Genomic DNA, 24,317 nt, shown 5'->3' on the forward strand with positions numbered 1-24,317 from the left:
AATTTGTGTGTAGCTTCTCAGCTAATTCCAAGGTGCCCCCGATGGGACTCGAACCCATACTGTGACGATTTTAAGTCGTCTGCCTCTGCCATTGGGCTACGGGGGCCGCAATCACCAGAGTCTAGTTCTTGGCTCTGGAGGCCCAGGTTTCAAAGGCTAATCGAGGGTTCTTAACGGCGTCGATTGACACTACGTCGCGACGAAGAACAAAATTCAAAACCCAACCACTAAATACGCGAATCTTTCTTTCCCACATCGGCATAGCAAGACCGTGGTAACCGCGGTGCATGAGCCAAGCTAGGAAACCGGTGACCGCTAGGTTGCGGTATTGGAATACGCCAACGCCAACACCGAGGCCGGCAACCGCTCCCATGTTCTTGTGGTTGTAATTTTTAAGTCCTTCGCCTCGAAGAGCGGCAACAAGGTTTTTAGCCATCAGTTTTCCTTGACGAACTGCATGCTGTGCGTTTGGAACACAGTAACCGCCAACGCCATCACCTGAAAGATCAGGCACCGCTGACACATCGCCGCAAGTCCAGGCACCTTCAATCACACTCTCGCCATCGACTACTCGAAGAGCGGCATTCGCTGTGATACGACCACGCTCATCGGTTGGAAGATCAGTGTGCTTAACAACTGGGTTGGCCATAACTCCAGCAGTCCAAACAATTGTGTCGGCTCCAAACTTTTCACCGGTGGAAAGCTCAATCATTCCGTGGTCGGCTGAAAGCAACTGGGTATCGAGATGAATCTTGGCGTTTCTGCCCTCAAGATTTTTGATTACCCAGTGGCTGGTCTTTAGCGAAACCTCAGGCATGATTCGACTCATTGCCTCGACCAGGTGGAAGTTGATTTCTTCAAACTTCAAGTTCGGGTAATAGCGAAGCAGGTAGGTAGCAAGCGAGAGCATCTCAGCAAAAGCTTCAATACCGGCAAAACCTCCACCCACAACAACAAATGTCATGAGGCGAGCACGCTCAGGACCTTCTGGCAAGTTCGAAGCCTTGTCAAAGTTGATCAGAATTCTGTGCCTGACTTCGATGGCTTCTTCGATGGTCTTCATTCCAATTGCAACTTCGGCAACTCCTGGAATCGGGAATGTTCGAGACACTGCACCAGCAGTCACAACCACGTGATCGTATTCGCGATCGAATGGGGCAAGGCCGGGAACCTCGATTGTCACCTTTTTGTTGTTGTGAGAAACGTCAGTGACTCTTCCAGTGATAATCTCGGTGCGCTTTAGGTGCCTGCGGTGAGAGACCACCGCGTGCCTTGGCTCAATTGATCCGGCTGCAACCTCAGGAAGGAAGGGCTGGTAGGTCATGTATGGAAGCGGGTCAATCATGGTGACCTCTGCCTCATTTTTGCGCAGGTACTTCTCGAGCTTGCGAGCGGTGTAGAAACCGGCGTAGCCGCCGCCGACGATCAGAATTCTAGGCATTGGTCTAATTTACTACTTTCGCTTGTGGCTTCTTGGGCCCTTGGCTTTTGGCCGAAAGGCTAAATACAAAAAGGTGGCTAACAGCCCTACACCAGCATAGCCAGCCAACGGGAGCCAAAGGCTCTGTTCGTAGCCAGCGGCACCGACAATTTCAGTTACCGGCGTATCGAATGGGGTCACAATCTCACCAGGGTTTGCCTCTTCAGGAGCTTGCTTGCGATAGAGCCTTATCCATTCCGAAAGCGAGCCAAGCGGGTTCTCGTTTACGTTTGGAAGTTCGATATTCAAGGCGGCTTGCGCATCAATTAATCCGTAGCCATAGGTGCTCGAGTAGTTTTCAAATCCATCCTTAGTGGCCGATTGAATAACTCGATTGACAACATTTGCCGCATCCATATCCGGATACAAAGATCTAATTAGTGCAACCATCCCGGAAACAATCGGAGCGGCACCGCTGGTGCCAGACCAGATTCGATATTCCCCGCCTGGATAAGCGGCAACTAATTCTTCGGAGGGTGCAGTGACTCCGATTGTGAAGCCGCTGGTTGAAGAAAGCTCACTGGCGTTGGCGTTCTTATCCACTCCTGCAACAGCAATAACACCGGGAATCGTGGCAGGTGCTGAAACTTCTTCGGTGCCATCGAGTCGGTTTCCAACCGCGGCAACAATCACCACATCTTTTTCAAACGCATACAAAAATGCTTCATCCCAAGACTTGGGCCAAGACACCGAGTTTCTTGTCAAAGACAAGTTGATAACTCGCGCGCCGTTATCTACCGCCCAGATGATTCCCTCGGCAATTTGCGAGTCGGTATCAACGCCCTCTACTCCAAAAGCCATGGATACCGAAAGCAACTGAGCCTTTGGCGCAGTCCCCAATATTCCTGCACCGTCATCCTCGGGATTGCCCCGCCCGGCAATCAAGGAGGCAACCATAGTTCCGTGATAGCTGTTTTGGCCAACTGGAGTTAGGCCATCTGGTGTACCAAGGCCAGAGACATCGATACCTCCGACAACCGCTCCCTCAAGGGCTGGATGCGAAGCGTCGATGCCGGTATCAATTACGGCAACCTTTATTCCTGCTCCTTGGCTTTGCTCCCAAGCCTTGGTGAACCCGTAATCGTTGAGCCAATACTGGCGATCTCTAACTGGATCAGCCGAGGCTGCCTGAGGAACTAACGCAACGAGCAGCGCTACGAGCACCGATGCGACTATTTTTCGCATACGCACCGACTCGGTGACCAACTACAAGCTTCTAGAGCTAGATCCCCAATCAAATTAAGCCCCGGTCCTTTTGCCAGCGAATGCGCAACAAGCGAGTGAAGGCACTTCACACGCGTTGGCATTCCGCCTGCGGAGATGCCATCGATTTCTTCAACATCGCCAAGTTGTGCGCGATCATCCAAATAGCTTTGGTGAGCAAGCGCGTAAGACGCGGCCAATTCAGGTTCTTGGGTCAGTCTGTTCTGAAGTTCAATCATCAGTCCCGTAGCTTCCAGAGTTGAAACAGCGGAAGTTGCTGCAGGAAGTGTCAAATAGTAAACGGTCGGAAATGGAGTGCCGTCTTCAAGCCTTGGCTTGGTTTGAACTACAACTGGGTTACCGCAAACGCATCTGGCCGCAATTGCAACGATGTCGCGGGCTGGGCGACCGAGTTGATTAGAAACAGATTCGATGTCTTGTTCAGTGACGTTAGTTAGTGGCACTTTTTATTTCCTGATTGGGCTGCTCAAGTCCTGCGCGTAAAGCGGATTCTAAAAAGGAGTCAACCCAATTTCTTTTGCTTGCAAGAACTTCTGCACTAAATCCACTTCGCTTACGCTTCTCGGCAAGCATCGCACCAACCGTTCCTGAAGTATCAGACACATCGATGCCATCGGCATCCATAACTAGAAAGCTAACTTCACCCGGCATTACAAAATACAGTCGGTCTCTTGCCTGAGCTCTGATGTATACCTCGTCGTCCCAGCGAAGTCGCTCGGCTTCCATATCTTCAAGCTCAACCTTGGCCTGCTCAACGAGGGCCTTGAAATCAGCGATCTCTTGACGCTGTTCGTACCAAATCTGAATGCTTGGGGCGAGTGTGAAAATTCCAACGAGAATAACTGCCAGTAGGGCTAGCGTGTAGCTGTTTAGCCGACCGGTGATTCTCATTTTGGATTCCTAGCGGAAGTTTTTGAAGGCTTTGGCTCCAGGGTAGTAAGCGGCGTCGGCTAACTCTTCTTCGATGCGAAGAAGCTGGTTGTACTTTGCCACTCTCTCGCTTCTGGCAGGCGCACCGGTTTTGATCTGACCTGCGTTGGTAGCAACCGCTAGGTCTGCAATAAAGGTGTCTTCGGTTTCTCCTGAGCGGTGGGAAATGATTGCGGTCATGCCGTGGCTCTGCGCCATTGCCACCGCGTCCAGAGTTTCAGTCAAGGTTCCAATCTGGTTCACCTTGACCAAAATGCTGTTGGCGGTGCCCTTCTCGATACCGGTCGCGAGACGCTTTGGGTTGGTCACAAACAGGTCATCGCCAACTAGTTGAACCTTATCCCCTAGCTTTGCTGTCATCGCAGCCCAGCCATCCCAGTCGTTCTCGTCAAGTGGATCCTCGATTGAAACCAACGGGAACGAGGCGATTAGCTCTTCGTAGTAGGAGATCATCTCGGCTGAAGTGCGAGCCTTGCCTTCAAAGTGGTATTTTCCATCCTTGAAAAACTCAGTAGCAGCAACATCCAATGCAAGACCAAAGTCGGTTCCTAGCTTGTAGCCAGCTTTCTGGATTGCCTCAGAGATTAGTTCGAGTGCAGCGCGGTTGGATGGAAGATCAGGAGCAAAGCCACCCTCGTCGCCAAGACCAGTTGAAAGTTTTTTGGACTGAAGCAATGCCTTGAGTGAATGGTAAACCTCTGCACCCCAGCGAACGGCTTCAGAGAAAGTCGGAGCACCAACAGGAACAATCATGAACTCCTGAATGTCAACGCCGTTATCAGCATGAGCTCCTCCATTGATGATGTTCATAAGAGGTACAGGAAGAGTGTGAGCATTTGGGCCACCCAAGTATCTGTAAAGCGGCAAGCCACTGCTATCTGCTGCTGCTTTAGCAACAGCTAATGAAACACCAAGAATTGCGTTAGCTCCAAGGTTTGACTTGTTGTCAGTTCCATCGAGTGCGATTAAGGCTGTGTCGACAAGACGCTGATCGGTTGCATCAAAATCAACTAGTGTTTCGTCAATCTCCCCGATGACTTTGAGAACAGCTTGCTGGACACCTTTGCCCAGGTAGCGTGCCTTGTCACCGTCTCTGAACTCGTGAGCTTCGAAGGCACCGGTTGAAGCACCAGATGGAACTGCTGCGCGTCCAAAAGAATCATCGTCGAGAAGTACTTCTACCTCTATAGTTGGGTTTCCTCTGGAGTCTAGAATTTCTCTGGCGCCAATAGCTTCGATAAGTGACAAGTGGTTTCTCCTTAGAAGAGTTGAAATAGTGGCCGATCGGCCTTAAGAAACATCGTCGTTCGCTCTAGTCCTAGTTTAGTTTGGACAGCCAAGTGCCTAGCCGATTGGCTTGATCTTGAGCCCCTGAAAGCCTTTTTTAGGCTCTTCGAGCACTGCAAATTCAGCCATACCCTGATCTTTTAAGGAATCCAGCAAAGTGTTCAACTTCTTTGGTGTTGGCTCTAACCTCACAAGATAACCAGCGGCAATTGCTTCAGCCTGAACTGAAAGTGCAGCCTGCTGCTCGTTGGGGTCGAAAATGACAACGAGTGATTTAGAGCTGGCGGAAGATCCTGAAACCAACTCGGCAACTCTTTCAAATCCGATTGATACTCCAACTGCGGAAACTTCGGTTCCGAGCCACTTTCCAACCATTCCGTCATAGCGTCCCCCGCCACCGATCGAAGAACCGGATGCTGGATGTTCAATTTCAAAAATTGAGCCGGTGTAGTAACCCATGCCGCGAACCAGAGTTGGATCAAACCTAAGCTTGCCCGGGTGCAGTTGCTCGACAGCTTCAAAAATCTCACTGAGCTCAGTTGGGACTTGCGGGTCGCTTGATAACGAAGAGAGCCAGCTAGATGTTGCATCGGAAATTTTCTCACCGAAGCGCTCTTTCATCTCTAGTGCGACTCCCTCAGGGCCGATTTTGTCTAGCTTGTCGATAGTGATCATGGCCTTGCCAAAGTCAGTCGGTGCAACACCCAAAGAGGCAATCGAACGCGACAGTAATTCACGGTGATTGATTCGGATCTTCGCGTCTTTGATTCCAATTGCAGATAAAGCGTTTAGGCTCGCGTTTAGTAATTCAATTTCGGCGAAATTTGTTGCGTCGCCAATGATGTCAATATCGCACTGAACAAATTGACGGTACCTTCCCTTTTGAGGTCGTTCCGCCCTCCACACTGGTCCAGTCTGAATCGCCTTGAAAACTTTTGGTAGCTTTGCCTGGTTGGTTGCGTAGTAGCGAGTTAGTGGAACAGTCAGGTCGTATCTAAGACCTAGGTCCGAGAGTTCATCGGCATCTTTGCCAAGGGCTGCTTCAAGTTCTTCGCCGCGCTTTAGAACCCGGAATGCCAGCTTCTCGTTGTCCCCGCCATCACCTGAGCTAAGTCGCTCAATGGCTTCTAATGCAGGGGTTTCTATTTCTTGGAATCCATGGGAGGCGTAAGTACCAACAATCTTGGAGAGCAAATCATTTCGCACGGTCTTTTCTGTTGGGAGAAAATCCCTCATACCGCGAGGTGGGTTGATTTGCGATGCCATGGTTCCAAGTCTGGCAGACCAGGGCTAAAAAGCCTGGATACTTCTGGGTTTGTTGGGCTAAGCCTGACCCACTACTCCAGCATCAAATTCATCGCTGAGCTCGAATGCTCTGATTTCAACTTGAAGTTCTCGAATCGTTTCCCGTAAAGCACGTTCAGCATCCAAGCCCTGATGCTTTGCTGACAGAACCAATGCGAGCAGCAACCCTCCGAGTTGATCTTCGTCTTCTACAACAATGGCCGGTGTTGCCTCGGTTTCCAAGACGCCGAGCTTTTGGGCTTTACCAATTACTTTGTCGGCAAGTAGTAGCGCAGGCAGTGAATTAGGAATTCCGTCCAGCACGCTTTGGCGTTCAGGCTTTTCCTTCATCTTGTGAGCATCCCAGCTCTTCATTACATCGTCACCGGTTTCAGCTTTGTACTTCTCAAGATCTTCCGCTGTTCCAAAAACGTGAGGGTGTCGACCCTTCATCTTTGCAATTGAAAGCTCAGCGACATCCTGAATGCTAAATGGCTCACCAAGAGAACCAGACTCAGCAAGGTCCGAGTGAAACACAACGTGATAGAAAACATCACCAAGCTCTTCAAGAATTTGCTGACGGTCATTGGACTCGATTGCATCTATAAGCTCATAGGTTTCTTCAATGAGGTACTTAGCCAAGGACTGGTGAGTTTGCTCTGCATCCCAAGGGCAACCGCCCGGGGCCCTGAGCTGCCTAGCAGTTTGAATTAGCTCATCAATTTTTGTCATTTACTTATCTTCCCTTTGAAGGTTTGCAATCACTTCAAAAACTTCTCTGGCGAACAAGATCAGTTCTTTACCCGAAACCACGTCGCCATCAGCGGATTTCGGAATTGGCAACTGCAGAGAATTTGCCGATTGCAAATACTTTAGCCCGACATATGCTCTGCTGAGTTTGACCTGCTCGGACTCAGAAAGCTCTACGGGTTGGATTCTTGCAACCGCTGTCAGGAAGTTCACATCCTTTAGTCCCACGCGATTCGCAATCTGTCTAAGTTCGGTGACTTCGATCAGGTTTTTCACTTGCTCAGGAGCTTTCCCGTAGCGATCTTCAAGCTCAGCAAGGATGCCATCCAGGATTGCTCTGGTGCTGGTTTCTCCAGAGGCTGCGCTGAGCTTGTGATAGGCCTCGAGCCTTAATCTTTCTGAATCCAGATAGGTATCGGGGATGTGAGCATCGATTGGTATCTCAAGTTTGAGCTCTGCCGGTGAATCGAGCTTGATGCCCTTGAATTCGGATACGGCTTCGCCGATCATGCGAAGGTAAAGATCAAAGCCCACTCCTGCAATGTGCCCTGACTGCTCGCCGCCCAGCATATTTCCCGCGCCTCTAATCTCTAGATCCTTTAGGGCGACTTGAATCCCCGCACCAAGTTCATTGTTTTGGGCAATCGTTGCCAGTCGATCGTGTGAGGTTTCACTAAGTGGCTTAGAAGGGTCATAGAAGAAGTACGCATAGGCACGCTCTCTACTTCTGCCCACTCTGCCTCGAATTTGGTGAAGCTGCGAAAGGCCGAAGTGTTCAGCTCTATCAATAATCAAAGTGTTGGCGTTTGGAATATCGATTCCAGTTTCGATGATCGTGGTGGATACCAAAACATCAAACTTCTTTTCCCAGAAGTCAACAACCACCTGCTCTAAAGCAGCTTCAGGCATTTGCCCGTGTGCCACAGCGATGCGAGCTTCAGGAACCAGCTTTGCAAGATCATTTGCAGTTTTCTCAATAGTTGCGACTCGGTTGTGGACAAAGAAAATTTGTCCTTCTCTAATCAGCTCACGCCTTATTGCAGCCGCCACCTGCTTTTCGCTGTAGCCACCGATGAAGGTGAGAATTGGATGCCTATCCTCAGGAGGTGTTGCAAGAGTTGACATTTCACGAATACCGGTGATTGCCATCTCCAGAGTTCTTGGAATTGGAGTGGCGCTCATTGCCAAAATATCGACGTTGGTCTTAATAGCTTTTAGCTTTTCTTTGTGCTCTACTCCGAAGCGCTGTTCCTCATCAATGATTATCAGTCCAAGGTTTCGAAACTTGACGGTATCTGAGAGTAGTCGATGAGTTCCAATGACCAAATCGACTTCCCCGGTTGCCAATCCGGCAATTGTTTCTTTGACTTCTTTAGCGCTCTGGAATCTCGACAGCGACTTTACATTCACTGGGAATCCAGCAAATCTCTCAAGGAAAGTGTCGGTGTGCTGTCTTACTAGCAAGGTTGTAGGAACCAGCATGGCCACCTGCTTGCCGTCTTGAATTGCCTTGAAAGCAGCTCGCACCGCGACTTCGGTTTTTCCGTATCCGACATCACCCGCCAGCAGGCGATCCATCGGTACTGGCTTTTCCATATCCCTTTTGACTTCGTCGATCGTTGTCAGCTGGTCAGGTGTTTCCTGGAACTGAAAGGCTTCTTCGAGTTCGTGCTGCCAAGGAGTATCCGATGCGAAAGCGTAACCCTTCGAGTTCATTCGAGCCGAGTAGAGCTTGACTAGGTCAATAGCAATCTTTCGAACCGCTTTTCGCGCGTTGCCCTTAGCTCTTGCCCAATCAGAACCACCAAGCTTAGAAATCACAGGGGCTTCACCGCCCACGTAGCGAGTGAGCATGTCTAGTTGATCAGTTGGAACAAACAAAGTGTCTTCTGGGTAGCCGCGCTTTGGAGACGCGTACTCAATCAACAGATACTCTCTCTGATGCTGCCTTGAACCAATGCCGCTGGTTCTTTGAACCAGTTCCTTAAATCTTCCAATTCCATGAATCTCGTGAACGACAAAGTCACCGGACTTCAGGGTAAGCGGGTCAACGGCAGCGCCTCGCTTGACAGCTAGTTTTCGAACCTGAGGTGAGGCGTAGCTGCTCTTTGAGTAGTACTCGGTGTTGGTTAGAAAGGTAAGTTTTGAGCTTTCCGAAACAAAACCCTTTTTGATCGGAGCCTGGATGACATAGATTGTCTTGGGTTTTGGATCGGTTGGAAATTCATCCACCAGATCTGCTTGAAGCTTTCCATGAATGAAAACCTCACGAAGCCGCTCTGCGGTTCCGTGGCCTTGGGCGGAGATAACAACAAGGTGACCTTGGTCAATTTGGGTTGCTACCCATTCCAGAGCCGTTGCATCTACCCCCTTGAAGTTTGGAACTTCAAGGATTCCTAGATTCACAACTTCTTCGCTATCTTCCCCAAAAGGCGAAAGTGTAACAAGCTGAAACTTTGCCATCTTCTGACTGAAGGATGCAAAGTCAATAAAACCACCGCCGGATAAATCAATTGGTGCAGATGCTCCATCCATCGCTGCATCCCAGGCTGCGTGCAAAAACTCCTCGTTAGTTTCAACCAGGCTCGCAGCCCTTGCAGCTGCTTTTTCTGGTGACAACAACACAACGGTGACCTTCTTTGGCAGGTAATCAAAGATAGAAACCATTGAATCGGCAAGAGCTGGCGCAAGAGACTCCATGCCCTCAACTGGCATTCCAAGTGAGATTTTCTCCAGCATCGCGGAGAGGTTTGGGAATTCGTGCATCATCTCCCTTGCCCTAGAAGCCACCGCAGGCGTGATGATCAGTTCCCTGGCGGGATAAAGAGTTAACTTCTCGAGTTTCGTGGTTGACGAGCGCTGATCGGCGACAGAGAATTCTCTAATTTCCTCCAGCTCATCGCCGAAAAACTCTAGCCGCACCGCGTGCTCAGCGGTGGTCGGAAAGATATCAAGAATTCCACCGCGGACTGCAAATTCCCCACGACGTGAAACCATGTCCACTCGCTGATAGGCCTGCTCGACTAGCTTGAGCGATAACTCAGGAAGCAGGTAGTCCTTGCCCTGAACAAGCGATAGCGGTGGGAACTTTTCTAGGCCAGCAACAATTGGCTGCAGGGCTGCACGAATTGAAATCAAAACGTATACCTGGTGAACCGGTGCCTTCAAAGACAACTCTTGCATTCTGGCTAGTGTCTGATAGCGCCGACCAACCGTTTCAGCGCTTGGGCTGAGCCGCTCGTGTGGGAGTGTTTCCCAAGATGGAAACAGCAGAATCTCAGCTGCGGGATCTAGATAGGCAAGTTCTTGTTCAATGTCTTCGGCTTCGCGTCCTGTTGATGCAACGATCAGTTGAATTGGGGGCTTATCGCCTTTGAGCTCAGAAAACAAAGTGAGCAAAAAAGAATTTGCACTCTGAGGTGCAACGATGGAAATCCTTGAGTTTTCAAGGTTTGACTGAAGTTTTGCAAACGGGTAGCCCTGGCCCAGGCGCGCGAGTACCCCGTGCTTTTTCACAAGCTCAAGTCTAAGTAGTACCGCTCTCGCCTGGTGCGTGGAATTTTGCCTGGGCGGCCACGATGCCATTGCGCGCCATTTCTTCAAGCGCGTCAGCTGCGATCTCCAGAGTCACAGCAAGCTCAGTTTTTTCTGAGCTCGAGAAATTCTTCAGGACGTAATCAGCTGCATCCATAGTTCCAGGTGGTCTTCCGATTCCCAGTCGGATACGCGCAAAATCATTACTGTCAATGGCTGAGATGATGTCGCGGGTTCCGTTATGGCCACCGTGTCCGCCGCCCTGCTTCAATCTGAAAGTAGCTGGCGGTATGTCTAGTTCATCGTGGGCAACAATCAATGATTCAGGGTCTAGTTTGTAAAAATTCATGAGAGAGGAAGTTGGGCCGCCGGAAAGATTCATGAAAGATAGCGGCTTGGCCAAAATGAGCTTTGGTCCACCAATGATTTTAACTTCAGCTACCAGTGCGTTTGACTTGTGGGCCTTGAAGGTTTCGCCGAATCTGGCCGCAACAACATCGAGCAGCATCTGCCCAACGTTGTGACGGTTAAGTGCGTAGTTGGGCCCGGGGTTGCCGAGCCCAACTACTAAATAGGTATTACTCAGCTTTAGCTTCCGGAGCCTTAGCTGCCGCAGGAGCAGCCTCAGCTGCAGCAGCAGCTGGTTCCTCGTTCTTGCCAGCTGCGGTTACAACAACAGAAGCAATTAGCTCATCTGGCTTTAGTTCTAGCTTGGCGCCAGCAGGAATGACGATGTCCTTGGCGAGCAAGTGGAAACCGGCACCTTCCTTGTTGAAGACAGCTTCAACGTACTCAGGAATAGTGGTTGCATCTACTTCTAGCTTTAGAGTCTTGTGCTCAAGATCGATGGTGGTACCAGACAGGGACTCGCCAACAACGTGAACTGGAACTTCAACGTGTACGCGCTCACCCTTCTTGATCTCAATTAGGTCAACGTGCTCAATCACCTGCGTGACAACATCCTTGGTTGCGGACTTCACAAGTACCAGCTGAGCTGAGCCTGCGATGTCCAAATCAATCAGCGCGTTCTTGTGACGAAGCACAAGAGCAACCTCATGAGCTGGAAGTGTGATATGCCTTGGCTCTGAGCCGTGGCCGTAGATAACTGCTGGAGTCTTACCGGCGGCGCGGAACTTACGCGCTGCACCCTTGCCAAAGTTGGTTCTAACTTCAGCCACTAGTTTGTTTTCTGCCATTTTCATTCCCTTTACTAGATAGCAAGCCCTAATTGAACTTGATAATTCTTTTTTCTACTCAAGCGTTGAACGCGAGGATCTGGGAACTGGTCCGAAGAAACCCCGTCGATAACGGCTTCCGCAAGGAAGCCCTCGCCGTTGTTATTTGGAGTCTAGCTTGAAACTCGTGACTTTTTCAAACCAGCCCTCAATGCAAGGGCTAGGGATAGACCCCCAATCCCAATCAATAGAGATTGCAGGGGCACGAAACCCGCTAGCAGAATGCATGAAGCTAGTCCAGCTAGCGCCAGAATTTTTGAAGTTAACATCCCAGTTGTCAATTGCTTGTATGCCGCAAGGTTGGCGATGGCGTAGTAGCAAAGGACCAAAAAAGATGAGATTCCGATTGTCCAGACAATATCGCCGGAACTAACTAAAACAATTGAAATTGCCGCTATGGCCATTTCGGCCGCCCAAGGGCTATTGAAGGATTTGCTCCTTTTGGAAAAAACCCTAGGGATTTCACCGTCTTGTGCCATCGCCGCACCAGTCCTAGAGATACCGGCCAATAATGAAAGCAGCGAGCCTAAGCATGCTGAAGCGGCGATAGCAATTACTACCTCACTGGGAATCCAGGGCATCACTTGATTCGTATACCCCAAGATAGGGGCCACAGAGTTTTCGAGCGTTGGGCCAAGTCCAAGCGAGAGTGCATTACCGACCATCAGGTAAAGAGTGAGCACAACGATGAGTCCGATAGTTATTGATCGAGGCACATTCCTTGATGGGTCTCTTACCTCTTCGCCTAATGTTGCAACCCTGGCGTATCCGGCAAAAGCAAAAAAGATTAGTGAGGCGGCTGAGATTACTCCAACCAAAGAAGGCTGTGTGTCGATTGTGCTGCCGGGTTGAACTAGGCCTGTGAATCCCACCAGAAGCAACAAGGCGATAGTTGGGAGGCTAAGTACTAGCGCTCCCATGGCCGTTCGGTTGATACCGAAAAAGTTAATGACAGTCATTACCAGTAATGCTGCAATCGCGACCTGGACTTTTGCGGTCGGGTAAATATATGCTGCTGCGGCCAGAGAAATTGCTGAAACAGATCCAATTTTCCCGAGAATAAATGAAACTCCTGCCAAAAACCCCCAAGTGTCTGACAGATACCTACGCCCGAAAGCATATGTTCCACCTGCCTTAGGAAAAACTCTTGAAAGCTGTCTCATGCTTCGGGCATTGAGCGCGGCGACAATTCCGGCGATTGCAATTGCCACCAGAACGTAAGAACCCGACAATTTTGCAGCGGGAGCAAAAACCACAAAAACACCAGCGCCAAGCATGGAAGCAATCCCAATTAGGGACGCTCCAGCTAGTGAGAGCTTAGGACTGGCCAGGGAAGAGTGAGGTAACTGAGTCATCGCCAAATACCGCAGAAATTGCCTTAGCAATCAAAGGTGCAATCGAGAGAACGGTCAACTTGTCGAATTCTTTGTCCGGGGTAATTGGCAAGGTGTTGGTCACAACCACTGCATCCACCGAAGCATCCGAGAGGCGCTCAACAGCTGGCTCTGACAAGACCGCGTGGGTAGCTGCAACGATAACGCGCTTGGCACCGTTGTCTTTTAGGGCTTTGGCGGCAGCCACGATGGTTCCGCCGGTATCTATCATGTCGTCAACTAGCACACAGGTGCGGCCTTCAACCTCACCAACTAGTTCATGAACTGAGACTTTGTTAGGCACGTTTGCGTCGCGACGTTTGTGGATGATGGCCAAAGGAGCACCTAGGCGATCAGCCCAAATATCTGCCACTCGAACTCTTCCTGAATCTGGGGAAACAACTGTCAGCTCTTCATTGCCCCATTTGTCTTTCACAAAATCAGCAAGCATAGGCAAAGCCCAAAGGTGATCTACCGGACCGTCAAAAAATCCCTGAATCTGAGGTGAGTGAAGATCAACCGACATCACTCGGTTCGCTCCAGCGGCTTTGAAAAGATCGGTGACTAGGCGAGCTGAAATTGGCTCACGTCCCTTGTGCTTTTTGTCCTGACGAGCATAGGGAAAGAAAGGTGCAACGACGGTAATTCTCTTTGCACTAGCGCGCTTTAGAGCATCGACCATTAGCAACTGCTCCATCAACCAGTGGTTGATTGGAGAAGGATGAGACTGAATAACAAAAGCGTCCACACCGCGGACGCTTTCTTCAAATCGAACGAAGGTTTCTCCGTTAGCAAAGTCGTATGCAGTTGTTGGGACAAGTGTTGTTCCAAGTAGTGCTGCCACTTCTTCCGCAAGTCCCTGATGGGCTCTTCCACTAACCAATGCCAGTCTTTTTTCTCCGGTGGTCTTAATGGTCAACTGCGGGCTCCTAGTTTCTACTTGGACTTGTTTTTGGAAGCTGCTTCTGCGGAGGTGGTTCCAGGACGCTTGTTTATGACCCAGTCAGCAATGCTGCGCTGTGGTGAAACATTCATTCCCAGTTCTCCTGGAGCTACATCTTTACGAACCACTGTGCCGGCCGCTGTGTACGCTCCATCTCCAATCGTAATGGGCGCAACAAAGACGTTTTGCGAGCCTGTTCGAACGAACGAGCCAATCTTGGAGGTGTGCTTGTTCACTCCGTCGTAGTTGGCAAAAATCGTTCCCGCTCCGATGTTTGAGCCTTCGCCGATTTCAGCATCCCCCACATAAGACAGGTGAGGAACCTTAGATCCGGTGCCAATCTTGGCATTTTTGGTCTCAACGAAGGAGCCAATCTTGCCGCTCTTGCCAAGGTCGGTTCCAGCTCGCAGGTAAGCAAATGGGCCAACTTTGGCCGCTTCATGGACCGTACTGTTTTCGATGACTACCGATGGTCCAACTTCAGCATTAGCCCCGATGGAAGTTAGGCCCCGAAGATGTGTCGATGGATGAATGGTTGCGTCCTGGCCAATTGTGACTTGAACATCAATCCAAGTTGACTCCGGGTCCAAGATTGTGACGCCGGATAACTGCCAAGCTTTGCAGATGCGGTTGTTTAGTTCTTTGGCGACTTCAGCTAACTGAACTCGATCGTTGATGCCGTGAACCAACCAGTTATCAGAAACTATCTCAGCCATCACTGGATGGCCGTCTTCAACAAGCAACGCAGCGACGTCAGTTAGGTAGCGCTCCCCCTGGGCGTTGTGTGATTGAAGCTTAGATAGCGCCTGTCGCAAGTCAGAAGCGTCAAAGATATATACGCCCGCGTTGATTTCAGAAATCGCAAGCTCTGCCTCGGTAGCATCCAGGTGCTCAACTATCTTGGCAACCTGGCCATCGCTTCCGCGAATGATTCTGCCGTAGCCGGATGGGTCTTCCAATAAAGCAGTAAGAATAGTGGCCGAGGCTTTTCCGGATCTGTGAGCTGCGACCAAGTCGGTAAGTGTTTGGGTGTCCATCAGTGGAACATCTCCACTGATAACCAGAACATCGCCTGCAAAGTCAGCTGGAATTTTTGAAAGACTTACTTCAACCGCACGACCAGTGCCTGCAATTTCGTCCTGCTCTACCTGAATGGCAGCTGGATAGCTTTTGGTTAGGTATTCGCTGATGAGTTCTTTTTGATGACGAAGCACAACATAGACTCCCGAAGTCTTAAGGGAAGTGGCTGTTGCCATAACGTGACCAATTAGAGTGCGCCCAGCTAACTGGTGCATAACCTTTGGGGTGGCGGAAACCATTCTGGTTCCGCTGCCGGCTGCAAGTACAACGCAGACAAGCCCTTTAGCTGACATCAACATCTCCCAATCGGTTTTCGCTCCGCCCTCAGGATTCGAACCTGAACTCTACGGCTCCAAAGGCCGCCGTGCTGCCGTTACACTAGGGCGGATCACAATCAAGCAAGGCCCGATTACCCCCTAAGTCTGCCAGAAACCTTGAGGCCTTAGGCCCGATTCTCGCTTTCAGCCAACCAACTAGCTTCGAGCTGGTCCCGTTTCGTGGCTAGCTCACTGGCTCTGGCAGCTAGGGCAGCTAAGCCCTCGTAGTCAGCCGGGTCATGCTTTTCCAGATTCGCTCGAACCTCAATTTCCTCAGCTTCTGCCTTGGCAATTGCCCGCTCGAGCCGCTGAAGATTTTTCTGGCTCGCCCTATCCTGCGCCCCGGAAGTTGCTTTAGCGACAGGTGTATCTTCCTGTATCCCGCCTGATTTACGCAGCTCAAGATACTGATCAACACCACGAGGTAAATGTCTAAGTCCCCCATCGCCAAGTAATGCGTATTGCATGTCGGTGACTCTTTCGAGTAGATACCTATCGTGACTTACAACAATCAATGTCCCAGGCCAAGAATCCAAAAGGTCTTCCACCTGGGCAAGCATGTAGGTGTCAAGATCGTTGGTGGGCTCATCAAGAATCAATAAGTTTGGTTCGCCAAAAAGCAGCCTTAGAAGTTGAAGTCGTCTTTTTTGACCACCAGACAAATCACCAATTGGTGTTTGTAGTTGAAGGCTAGTAAATCCAAGCTGCTCAACCAGCTGGGAAATTCCAACTTCCTTCTTGTCAACAACAAAGGTGCGCTTTTCCCGAGCGATAAGTTCGAAAATCCGCTGATCGGCGAACTCATCAAGCTCGCGAACCTCCTGACTCAAGATTGCTGGCACTACAGTTTTGCCAAGTTTTATTCGACCCTTGCTGGGAGTTAGGGAGCCGAGAATCAACTTCAGCAAAGTTGTCTTGCCCGCACCATTAGCACCAAGCAGTCCAATTCGATCTCCTGGACCTAAGCGAAGAGTCACATCAGATAACAGCTGCAAACCATCGATTGAGTAGTATAGATTTTCGATATCCAAAACATCTTTTCCCAAACGAGTGGTTGCAAGCTTGGCCAGGTTCACACTGTCTCTTGGAGGCGGTTCATTTGCGATCAGCTCGTTAGCAGCATCGATACGAAACTTAGGCTTGGTGGTTCTTGCCGGGGCCCCTCGGCGAAGCCAGGCTAGTTCCTTGCGAAGCAGGTTCTGCCTTCTAGATTCACTGGCCGCTTGAGATCTGGCCCGCTCATTGCGCTCCAGGATGTAGGCCGCGTAGCCGCCATCGTAGATATCAATAACTCCGTCGTGCACTTCCCAGGTCAGATTGCAAACCTCATCCAAGAACCAGCGGTCGTGGGTGACCAACAGCAATCCCGAGCTAGCTTTGCCCCAGCGAGTCTTTAAATGCTGTGCAAGCCAGGCCACGCCTTCGATGTCCAAATGGTTAGTTGGCTCATCCAGCATCAGGATGTCCCAATCGCCTGCCAACAAAGCCGCTAATGCCACCCGTCGTCTTTGGCCACCCGAAAGCTGCGCTACCTTCTGGTCGAAATCGAAGTCAGCTAGAAGACCTGCAAAGATATCGCGAATTTTTGGATTACCGGCCCACTCGTGCTCGGCAAGATCCCCAATGACAACCTGTGAAATGCTCTGATCCGGCAGGAAGTCATCCACCTGGTCAAGCATTCCAATGCGCACATCACTTCGCTTAGTAATCTGGCCCGAATCCGGTTCCTGAGTTTTCGCAAAGAGTCGAAGCAGAGTTGATTTACCGTCGCCGTTTTTACCGACTATGCCAATACGGTCGCCGTCTTGTACACCAATAGTTAGATCTTTGAACACTTCCGTAGTTGCAAAGCTGAGCCGAATTCGCTCAGCTCCAAGTAGATGCGCCAACTAGTTCTCCAAGCTCGTGCCGGAAACGGATGTGTAAGTTGCAATCGAAGGTAAGCCTGCGCCAGCTAGTCGATTAGCAATTTGTTCCGCGTGAATTCGATCCTTAGCAAGATGAGCGATGGTTGGTCCAGATCCGGAGACCATCGACTTCAATGCTCCTGCTTTTCTTCCAGCCTCGATGGTTTCTGCAAGTTCTGGCCTTAGAGCCAAAGCAGCAATTTCGAGATCGTTGTGCATGTAGTTTGCAACTTCCACCGCGTCTCCTGCAATCAGGGCTGCTACTAGCTCTGATGGCACCTCGGGTATTTCCAAAGTTGACACATCAACTCCTGCCTCGGTTCGCAGGATGTCAAGCTTGCGATAAACATCAGGGGTGGAAAGTCCAACTTGAGATGGGGTCATGACCCAGTGCAAGACTGCAGCGGTTTCAATCTTCGAAAGATTCTCGCCACGACCTGTTCCGATAGCTGTTCCACCCTGCATTGAGAACGGGACATCCGATCCAAGCTTGGCAGCGGCTTTTGAGAGCTTGTCTTCTAAACCAGCTGAGAACAACTGGTTTAGGGCCACAAGTGCAGCTGCACCGTCAGCGGAGCCTCCAGCCATACCTCCGGCAATTGGAACTGATTTGTGAATTGTGAAGGCCACTAATTTAGGCTGAACGGCCGGGCTGAGCTCCTGCAGAGCAAGACCTGCTTTGTAGACCAAGTTAGTGGCATCTGTGGGCACTAGCTGCTTGCTTGACTCTGCGAAGGGGCCGGCAAAGCTAATTGAGAACTTGCCTTCTAATTCAACGCTCACGACCTCTCGAAGACTCAAAGCTTGGTAGCAGCTGGCGACCTCATGAAAGCCGTCTTTCAAAAAGGCCCCAACCGCGAAGTAAACATTCACCTTCGCAGGGCTCGAGGCAACTACAGAAGTGCGGGGGCCCAATCTGCCAACCAACATCTTCCAAATTTCCAACCAGTAAGACTCAAGTGCTGATTTTGCGGAATCGTCTGGGAAGCCATCCAGTACAACCTCTAGCTGACTAAAGTCCGTGTTCCAGGAAGTTATCGAAACGGTAGCGCGCTCAATGCCATCGAAGGACAAAACTATCTTGGAGGGCAAGGTAACCGAGGAAACTCTTGGAGTTCTAATTTGGCCCCACGAAGTAGGATCGTTGAGAATATTGAAAACCCTGGCCGCGCTAGCCGAGAAATATGTTGTCGCAACTAGAGCCGCCGTTGACTGTCGAAAGTCCGTTTCAAAAATCACTTCTTACTCGCCAGCCTTACAAAATCATCAATAATCAAATCTTCACCGCGTGCTTGAGGGGAGATTCCAGCTTCGAGCAATATGCGCTCCGCTTCGGCAGGCGAACCTGCCCAATCCGAAAGTGCCTGTCGAAGAGTTTTCCTCCGCTGAGCAAATGCTCCGTCAATAACTCTAAACACTTCTAGGCGAAGTGCAGCAGGGAATTCATCTTCTCGTTTTTCGAAATAGACCAGTGCGGAATCAACATTGGGAATCGGCCAGAAGATATTTCTTGAGACTACTCCCCCTGATGAAGCCTTTACGTACCAAGCCAACTTGGCACTTGGAGAACCATAAGTTTTTGACCCCGGAGGGGCAATCAACCGAGCGGCGACTTCTGCTTGGACTAGAACCAAACCCTTTGTCAGAGTTGGAAAGGTTTCCATGAAGTGCAGAAGTACCGGAACTGAAATGTTGTATGGAAGATTTGCCACCAGCGCATCTGGTTCAAAGGGCAACTCGGTGACGTTCATGGCATCGGCAGAGATGATGTGGCACTTATGCCCCGAGGCTCTTTGGTCCAGGGTCTGCTTGAGCCGATCTGCCAAACGGCTATCGAATTCGATAACTGCTAGCGAATTGACCTTTTCTAACAATCCAAGTGTCAATGAGCCAAGTCCTGGTCCAATTTCAACAACCTTGTCTCTGGGAGAAAGATTTGCAGCGCCAACAATTTTGCGGATGGTGTTCGGATCTATCACGAAGTTCTGACCGAGCTTTTTGGTTGGTCTTAGATCAAGCTCTGCGGCTAAGCGTCTTATTTCCCCAGAACCCAGTAGCTCAACCATTAGTTGTCCCAGGATCCGTAGACCTCAATGGTGTTTTGGGCTATTTGGCCAGAGAGCTCGTTGGCATCCATTTCCAGCTGCTGCGCCATAAAGCGCACGGTGATTGGGACTAGGTACGGAGCGTTGGGGCGGCCACGCAGTGGCTCGGGGGTTAAAAATGGCGCATCGGTTTCAACAAGAATCTTGGTTTTTGGCATCGCCTTTAGTGAGTCACGAAGGTGCTGGTTTCGCTTGATAGTGATGTTCCCGGCAAAAGATGTGTACCAACCGTTATCGGTGCAGATTTTTGCCAACTCTAGATCTCCCGAGTAGCAGTGAAAGACGACTTTGTCTGGTGCGCCATTTCGAAGCAAAGTTTCTACCACTTTGTCGTGGGCGTCACGATCATGGATTTGCAGTGCAAGATTGTGCTGCTTAGCAATATCAATGTGCCGCTCGAACGAGTATTGCTGAAATTCAATACCCTGAGAATCTTCAGTTCTGAAAAAATCCAAACCAGTCTCACCAATGGCGCGAACTCTTGGTTCACTTGCTAACTTATTAATCCCCTCAATGTCGTTATCGAGGGCTTGCTTAGATTCATATTTGGCAGCTTCATTCGGATGGATTGCAACGGCTGCAAGCAATCTGGAGTCTTTGGCTGCTACCTCTGCGCACCACTTCGAACTTTCCAATGTCACACCAACTTGGACCGCTCCAAGAATTCCAACTTGCCCAGCAAGGCTCATGTGGTCCTGATAATCCATTGGCTGATCGCCATCGGCTATTTCAAGATGGGTGTGATTGTCGTAAGTTCCAACCAAAAGTGGTTCTGGAAGTTCTGGGTAGCTAAGGTTTTTTCGGTTTCCGTCAGCGTCAAAGAACTGCCGAGATCTAATGTGCTCGTTCACGCGCTTAAGCTAAGCCTTTTCTTCTTGTTCAATCCTTGGAAACAGCGATTCCAATTCGCCAATCTGAGTTCCTGGTTTCAGCTGTCCCCAACTGGCAGCTTCCAACAGTGGCTGATCAGCAAGATCGCCTAGTAAGCCCCCGATTGCCGCCCAGAGTTTTGCACTGGCTTTTGGAGTGAAAGGTGCAAGCAACACAGCCAAGGCTCGAACGCCTTCAAGGGAGGTGACCAGGATGGTGGCAAGCCGCTCCCAATTAGCTTCGTCCTTGGCCAAAATCCATGGCTCTTGTTCTGTGAGGTAGCCATTTAGTTGATCCACTAGCTCCCAGATGGCAACCAGCGCATCTTGGATTGCAACTTGATCCATGGCTTTATCGGCTGCTCGAACGCAAGCTTCGGCCACGGTTGCAATTTTCTTGTCAGCCTCGATTAGATTCTTGCCCTCTGGAACTGCCCCGCCGAAGTATCGGTGAATCATTGCAACCACGCGGGAGGCAAGGTTTCCAAATCCATTAGCTAACTCTGATTGATATCTGGCTGAAAGGTCTTCCCAAGAAAAAGACCCGTCTTGACCAAATGCAATTGCCCTCATGAAGTAGTAGCGGAATGCATCTGAACCAAAGACGTCGGTGATTTGTGTTGGCGCAATTCCAGTGAGCTTAGATTTCGACATCTTCTCGCCACCAACCAAAAGCCAGCCGTGGGCAAAGACTCTTTCAGCAGGTTTTAGTCCGGCAGCCATAAGCATCGCTGGCCAAATCACTGCGTGGAATCTCAAGATGTCTTTTCCAACTACCTGGATTGATGCAGGCCACAAACTATCTAGCTTCTCTTGATCTTCGCCGTAACCGATTGCTGTGATGTAGTTCAACAGCGCATCGAACCAAACGTAGATAACGTGGTTGGTGTCCCAAGGAATATCGATACCCCAGTCAAACTTGTCTTTGGAACGGGAAATCGAAAGATCTGTTAGCTCACGCTTAACAAAAGAGATAACTTCATTTCGTGCTGATTCTGGCTGGATGAAGTTTGGGTTCTGCTCATAGTAATCAAGCAGAGGTTGCTGGAATTCACTTAGCTTGAAGAAGTAGTTGGTTTCTTCTAGACGTTCAACGGGTTTTGAGTGGATTGCGCAAACAAGTTCGTCGGCAAAGGCGCCTTCACCCTCTACTAAATCGGAATCAGTTTTGAACTCTTCGCAGCCCACGCAGTAGTTTCCTTCGTAGGAACCCTGATAGATAAAGCCCTTGTCGTGCAGGTCCTGCAAGAACTTCTGGACGTTTTGCTTGTGTCTGGGCTCAGTGGTTCTAATAAAGTCTTGGTTGTCGATATCCAAGGTCTCAAGCAACGGCAACCAAGAATCGTGCACCAGCTTGTCAGCCCAGTCCTGCGGGGATGAATTGTTGGCACTGGCTGTTCGAAGGATCTTCTCGCCGTGCTCGTCGGTACCGGTAAGCAAGAATGCGTTGCTGCCTTTTTGGCGTTGCCAGCGGGTAAGAACATCCGAGGCAACTTCTGTGTAAGCGTGGCCGATGTGGGGGGCGTCGTTTACGTAAAAAATGGGCGTCGTGACATAAAACGACTTTCCCGATGGGCTCACGCTAGACATGGATACAAGCTTAACCGAGCAGGGCTAGCTATTCCCGTTTGAGAGCCAAAGCATAGAGCTCAGAGCTTGAGGCTCCATATTGCTTAGCAACACTCGAGCAAGCTTGCTTGAGTCCAGTTCCCTCACTTTTGAGCTGGATAACCTTTGCCACTAGGTCCTCAAGGTTAAAAACCACCGGCTCCGCGCCAGAAATAACCAGCACCATTTCACCCTTTTGATCCTTGGCCCAATCGATAAGTTCTGCCAACGTGCCGCGCTTGGTCTCTTCGAATTTCTTGGTCAGCTCCCTGGACACCGACGCTTTTCGATCAGGCCCAAAAACTTTGGCTGCATCCCCCAGCGAATCAACTATTCGATGCGGGGATTCGAAAAACACCATGGTGAGAGTTTCGGAAATTAGAGACTCGAAGACTCTAGTTCGCTCTCCAGATTTTCTAGGCAGGAAGCCTTCGAAGCAAAAACGATCGGTTGACAATCCGGATACAGCCAGCGCTGAGATAACTGCCGATGGCCCCGGTACAACCTGGATCTCAACACCTGCTTCGGCGCACGCTCGCACCAACGCAAATCCCGGATCGCTAATGGTTGGCATTCCGGCATCGCTTACCAAAAGTAAATCCGCGCTCTGAGCAATTTCGACTAAGCGGTCGAGTTTTTGTAATTCGTTGTGTTCGTGAAGGCTAATTAGTTCTGCTGATAGTTTTACACCCAAATGATTTGCAAGCTTGAGCAGTGTTCTAGTGTCTTCGGCTGCAATTACTTTGGCAGCTGCCAGGGTGAGCCTGAGTCTTTCCGATGCATCGCCAATGTTTCCAATTGGAGTGGCGGCCAGAATGAGCATTGCATCATTCTCGCAGAAACCTAAGCTCAAGGTTCATTAGCATGGGCTTATGCTCCTGGCCAAAAGATCAATTGTGGAAGCAATCGGATTTGCCTCCGTGATGGTGATTGCCTCACTTACGCGTCTTTGGAATCTGGGCTACCCAGCAAAGCTAGTTTTTGACGAGACCTATTACGTAAAAGACGCCTTGACACTGAGTGCCGAAGGGCATGAGAAATCCTGGCCCGAAGGTGCCGATGTGGCTTTTCAATCAGGTGATGTTTCTGGCTACTTGAGCGATGCCGCATTCGTAGTTCACCCACCGTTGGGTAAGTGGCTCATCGCCTCTGGGATGTGGTTTACGGGTCCCGATCAAACCACCGGTTGGCGCCTTAGCACCGCGATTCTTGGAATTGCAACAGTTGCCCTTTTGATGCTGGTGGCATTTAAACTTTTCCGTTCAGTTCCGTTGTCGATACTGGCAGGTTTTTTTCTGGCAGTTGATGGCCTGGCTATCACACTTTCACGCACAGCTTTATTGGATGCTTCGCTTACCTTCTTTTTACTGCTGGGGTTTTGGCTGTTCCTAATTGATCAGGAAAGATCGAGGGTGAGAATTTCTCGGGCCATTGAACAATCGAAGAAGTCAATTCTTATCTTTAGGCCATGGCTTATCTTGACCGGTGTAGCGCTAGGTGCGGCAAGCTCTATCAAGTGGTCGGGGCTATACCTGCTTGCGGGCATTGGGCTATACGTTGTGTTTTCGGAGAGCTTGCTTCGTAAAAATTCTGGTGAGACAAATTGGCTTCGGCGGGGCGTTTTGTTCCAGGGTTCATACTCTTTTGTTTCACTGGTCCCCGCGGCACTGGCAACCTACCTTTTGACTTGGGTTCGTTGGATTTTTGGCACCGGTGGGTATATGCGAAACTCGGCCACCGAGAACCCGGCTGATGGAATCTTTGGGCTGCTGCCGGATTGGATGATCTCACTTTGGAACTATCACGAACTGATTTATGGCTTCCATGTCAATCTCAGAAGTGAGCACCCATACGAAGCAAACCCGCTGGGTTGGCTAATTGGGCTTCGCCCAACCGCATTTTTCTATGAGACGTATTCAATGGGAACAAATGGGTGTGAGATAGCAGAGGGCTGCTCCAGTGCAATTACTGCTTTAGGAAACCCATTTATTTGGCTTGGCTCAACTGCAGCGCTTGTCTACATCATCTATCGATACGTAAGGCACCGCGAACGAGTTTTAGGGTTACTACTTCTTGGAACAGCAAGTCTCTACCTGCCGTGGATTGTTTTGTCTGAGCGCACCGTGTTTCAGTTCTATGTGGTGAGCTTCCAGCCTTGGCTAATTCTGGGATTGGTGTTGGTAATTCAACAGCTGCGGCGAATACTCTTACTTAAATCCTCGGCCCTTGCTAATGCCACAACCATAGGTTTTGTGTCTTTGGTCTTTGGGGCATTTGTCTTCTTTTATCCAGTGAACACCGGGATGTATTTGCCCTTCGAGCTCTGGCAGCTTCGGATGTGGCTTCCCAGCTGGGTCTAGCCTCTTCGCCAATAAGCTAGCGGGGTACTTA

Annotated in this window: 20 protein-coding genes and 2 tRNA genes; 1 reads left to right on the forward strand and 21 read right to left on the reverse strand. The window is 50.1% G+C overall.

Translation table 11 applies throughout. From position 1 onward, the window contains the following. Positions 1-33: 33 nt before the first annotated feature. The 21 genes from AC8GDC_RS05095 to rsmI form a co-directional block, all read right to left on the reverse strand. Positions 34-106, reverse strand: a tRNA-Leu gene (locus AC8GDC_RS05095). A 15-nt stretch (positions 107-121) separates the two neighbouring features. Then, positions 122-1,441, reverse strand: a complete 1,320-nt coding sequence (locus AC8GDC_RS05100; RefSeq protein ID WP_506557583.1) for an NAD(P)/FAD-dependent oxidoreductase — start codon at positions 1,439-1,441, stop codon at positions 122-124. Positions 1,442-1,453: 12 nt separating this feature from the next. Further along, positions 1,454-2,665 carry a S8 family peptidase gene (locus AC8GDC_RS05105; protein WP_506557584.1) on the reverse strand — a complete coding sequence of 404 codons (1,212 nt, stop codon included), beginning with the start codon at positions 2,663-2,665 and terminating at the stop codon, positions 1,454-1,456. After that, a complete protein-coding gene (locus tag AC8GDC_RS05110) occupies positions 2,653-3,147 on the reverse strand; it encodes a DUF501 domain-containing protein (protein ID WP_506557585.1) in 495 nt (164 codons plus the stop codon). Before AC8GDC_RS05110 ends, AC8GDC_RS05105 begins: the two co-directional genes overlap by 13 nt. Continuing rightward, the gene (locus tag AC8GDC_RS05115; RefSeq protein WP_506557586.1) at positions 3,134-3,595 is read right to left on the reverse strand and encodes an FtsB family cell division protein; all 462 of its coding nucleotides are present in this window, start codon (positions 3,593-3,595) and stop codon (positions 3,134-3,136) included. The genes AC8GDC_RS05110 and AC8GDC_RS05115 overlap by 14 nt, the downstream gene beginning before the upstream one ends. Before the next feature lie 9 nt (positions 3,596-3,604). Further along, positions 3,605-4,882 (reverse strand): phosphopyruvate hydratase, encoded by a 1,278-nt coding sequence (gene eno, locus AC8GDC_RS05120; RefSeq protein ID WP_506557587.1) that lies wholly within the window; start codon positions 4,880-4,882, stop codon positions 3,605-3,607. Between the two features lie 96 nt (positions 4,883-4,978). Further along, complete coding sequence (gene hisS, locus AC8GDC_RS05125) at positions 4,979-6,187, reverse strand: histidine--tRNA ligase (RefSeq protein WP_506557588.1); 1,209 nt, start codon at positions 6,185-6,187, stop codon at positions 4,979-4,981. Between the two features lie 57 nt (positions 6,188-6,244). Further along, positions 6,245-6,937 carry a nucleoside triphosphate pyrophosphohydrolase gene (locus AC8GDC_RS05130; RefSeq protein ID WP_506557589.1) on the reverse strand — a complete coding sequence of 231 codons (693 nt, stop codon included), beginning with the start codon at positions 6,935-6,937 and terminating at the stop codon, positions 6,245-6,247. Next, the gene (gene mfd, locus AC8GDC_RS05135; protein WP_506557590.1) at positions 6,938-10,471 is read right to left on the reverse strand and encodes a transcription-repair coupling factor; all 3,534 of its coding nucleotides are present in this window, start codon (positions 10,469-10,471) and stop codon (positions 6,938-6,940) included. It abuts the gene before it with no gap. 10 nt (positions 10,472-10,481) lie between these two features. After that, entirely contained in the window at positions 10,482-11,075 is a 594-nt protein-coding gene (gene pth, locus AC8GDC_RS05140; RefSeq protein WP_506558473.1) for an aminoacyl-tRNA hydrolase, read from the reverse strand. Beyond that, on the reverse strand, positions 11,068-11,685 hold the full coding sequence (locus AC8GDC_RS05145) for a 50S ribosomal protein L25/general stress protein Ctc (protein WP_506557591.1): 618 nt from the start codon (positions 11,683-11,685) through the stop codon (positions 11,068-11,070). Before AC8GDC_RS05145 ends, pth begins: the two co-directional genes overlap by 8 nt. Positions 11,686-11,837: 152 nt before the next feature. Then, positions 11,838-13,079: an APC family permease gene (locus AC8GDC_RS05150; RefSeq protein WP_506557592.1), complete on the reverse strand. Its 1,242-nt coding sequence runs from the start codon at positions 13,077-13,079 to the stop codon at positions 11,838-11,840. After that, positions 13,042-14,016, reverse strand: coding sequence for a ribose-phosphate diphosphokinase (locus AC8GDC_RS05155; RefSeq protein WP_506557593.1), 975 nt, complete (start codon positions 14,014-14,016; stop codon positions 13,042-13,044). The genes AC8GDC_RS05150 and AC8GDC_RS05155 overlap by 38 nt, the downstream gene beginning before the upstream one ends. Before the next feature lie 17 nt (positions 14,017-14,033). After that, a complete protein-coding gene (gene glmU, locus AC8GDC_RS05160; protein WP_506557594.1) occupies positions 14,034-15,413 on the reverse strand; it encodes a bifunctional UDP-N-acetylglucosamine diphosphorylase/glucosamine-1-phosphate N-acetyltransferase GlmU in 1,380 nt (459 codons plus the stop codon). A gap of 23 nt (positions 15,414-15,436) precedes the next feature. Beyond that, a tRNA-Gln gene (locus AC8GDC_RS05165) sits at positions 15,437-15,508 on the reverse strand. A gap of 54 nt (positions 15,509-15,562) precedes the next feature. Then, entirely contained in the window at positions 15,563-17,326 is a 1,764-nt protein-coding gene (locus tag AC8GDC_RS05170; RefSeq protein WP_506557595.1) for an ABC-F family ATP-binding cassette domain-containing protein, read from the reverse strand. After that, entirely contained in the window at positions 17,327-18,583 is a 1,257-nt protein-coding gene (locus AC8GDC_RS05175; RefSeq protein WP_506557596.1) for a 4-(cytidine 5'-diphospho)-2-C-methyl-D-erythritol kinase, read from the reverse strand. It abuts the gene before it with no gap. Then, a complete protein-coding gene (gene rsmA, locus AC8GDC_RS05180; RefSeq protein WP_506557597.1) occupies positions 18,580-19,410 on the reverse strand; it encodes a 16S rRNA (adenine(1518)-N(6)/adenine(1519)-N(6))-dimethyltransferase RsmA in 831 nt (276 codons plus the stop codon). The genes AC8GDC_RS05175 and rsmA overlap by 4 nt, the downstream gene beginning before the upstream one ends. After that, a complete protein-coding gene (locus tag AC8GDC_RS05185) occupies positions 19,410-20,300 on the reverse strand; it encodes a TatD family hydrolase (RefSeq protein ID WP_506557598.1) in 891 nt (296 codons plus the stop codon). Before AC8GDC_RS05185 ends, rsmA begins: the two co-directional genes overlap by 1 nt. A gap of 9 nt (positions 20,301-20,309) precedes the next feature. Then, complete coding sequence (gene metG / locus AC8GDC_RS05190; protein ID WP_506557599.1) at positions 20,310-21,908, reverse strand: methionine--tRNA ligase; 1,599 nt, start codon at positions 21,906-21,908, stop codon at positions 20,310-20,312. A gap of 28 nt (positions 21,909-21,936) precedes the next feature. Next, positions 21,937-22,749, reverse strand: coding sequence for a 16S rRNA (cytidine(1402)-2'-O)-methyltransferase (gene rsmI / locus AC8GDC_RS05195; protein ID WP_506557600.1), 813 nt, complete (start codon positions 22,747-22,749; stop codon positions 21,937-21,939). A gap of 49 nt (positions 22,750-22,798) precedes the next feature. Here rsmI and AC8GDC_RS05200 point away from each other — a divergent pair, with 49 nt between their 5' ends. Further along, the gene (locus AC8GDC_RS05200) at positions 22,799-24,286 is read left to right on the forward strand and encodes a dolichyl-phosphate-mannose--protein mannosyltransferase (protein ID WP_506557601.1); all 1,488 of its coding nucleotides are present in this window, start codon (positions 22,799-22,801) and stop codon (positions 24,284-24,286) included. Positions 24,287-24,317: the final 31 nt, after the last annotated feature.

The organism is Rhodoluna miladensis (SeqCode) (assembly GCF_965234705.1).
Lineage (GTDB): Bacteria > Actinomycetota > Actinomycetes > Actinomycetales > Microbacteriaceae > Rhodoluna > Rhodoluna miladensis.

Excerpts from the sequence above, each read along its gene's own strand:
- AC8GDC_RS05100 (WP_506557583.1), bottom strand. The coding sequence starts at position 1,441 with ATGCCTAGAATTCTGATCGTCGGCGGCGGCTACGCCGGTTTCTACACC.
- AC8GDC_RS05105 (WP_506557584.1), bottom strand. The coding sequence starts at position 2,665 with ATGCGAAAAATAGTCGCATCGGTGCTCGTAGCGCTGCTCGTTGCGTTA.
- AC8GDC_RS05115 (WP_506557586.1), bottom strand. The coding sequence starts at position 3,595 with ATGAGAATCACCGGTCGGCTAAACAGCTACACGCTAGCCCTACTGGCA.
- hisS (WP_506557588.1), bottom strand. The coding sequence starts at position 6,187 with ATGGCATCGCAAATCAACCCACCTCGCGGTATGAGGGATTTTCTCCCA.
- AC8GDC_RS05130 (WP_506557589.1), bottom strand. The coding sequence starts at position 6,937 with ATGACAAAAATTGATGAGCTAATTCAAACTGCTAGGCAGCTCAGGGCC.
- AC8GDC_RS05145 (WP_506557591.1), bottom strand. The coding sequence starts at position 11,685 with ATGGCAGAAAACAAACTAGTGGCTGAAGTTAGAACCAACTTTGGCAAG.
- AC8GDC_RS05150 (WP_506557592.1), bottom strand. The coding sequence starts at position 13,079 with ATGACTCAGTTACCTCACTCTTCCCTGGCCAGTCCTAAGCTCTCACTA.
- glmU (WP_506557594.1), bottom strand. The coding sequence starts at position 15,413 with ATGTCAGCTAAAGGGCTTGTCTGCGTTGTACTTGCAGCCGGCAGCGGA.
- rsmA (WP_506557597.1), bottom strand. The coding sequence starts at position 19,410 with ATGGTTGAGCTACTGGGTTCTGGGGAAATAAGACGCTTAGCCGCAGAG.
- metG (WP_506557599.1), bottom strand. The coding sequence starts at position 21,908 with ATGTCTAGCGTGAGCCCATCGGGAAAGTCGTTTTATGTCACGACGCCC.
- rsmI (WP_506557600.1), bottom strand. The coding sequence starts at position 22,749 with ATGCTCATTCTGGCCGCCACTCCAATTGGAAACATTGGCGATGCATCG.
- AC8GDC_RS05200 (WP_506557601.1), top strand. The coding sequence starts at position 22,799 with ATGCTCCTGGCCAAAAGATCAATTGTGGAAGCAATCGGATTTGCCTCC.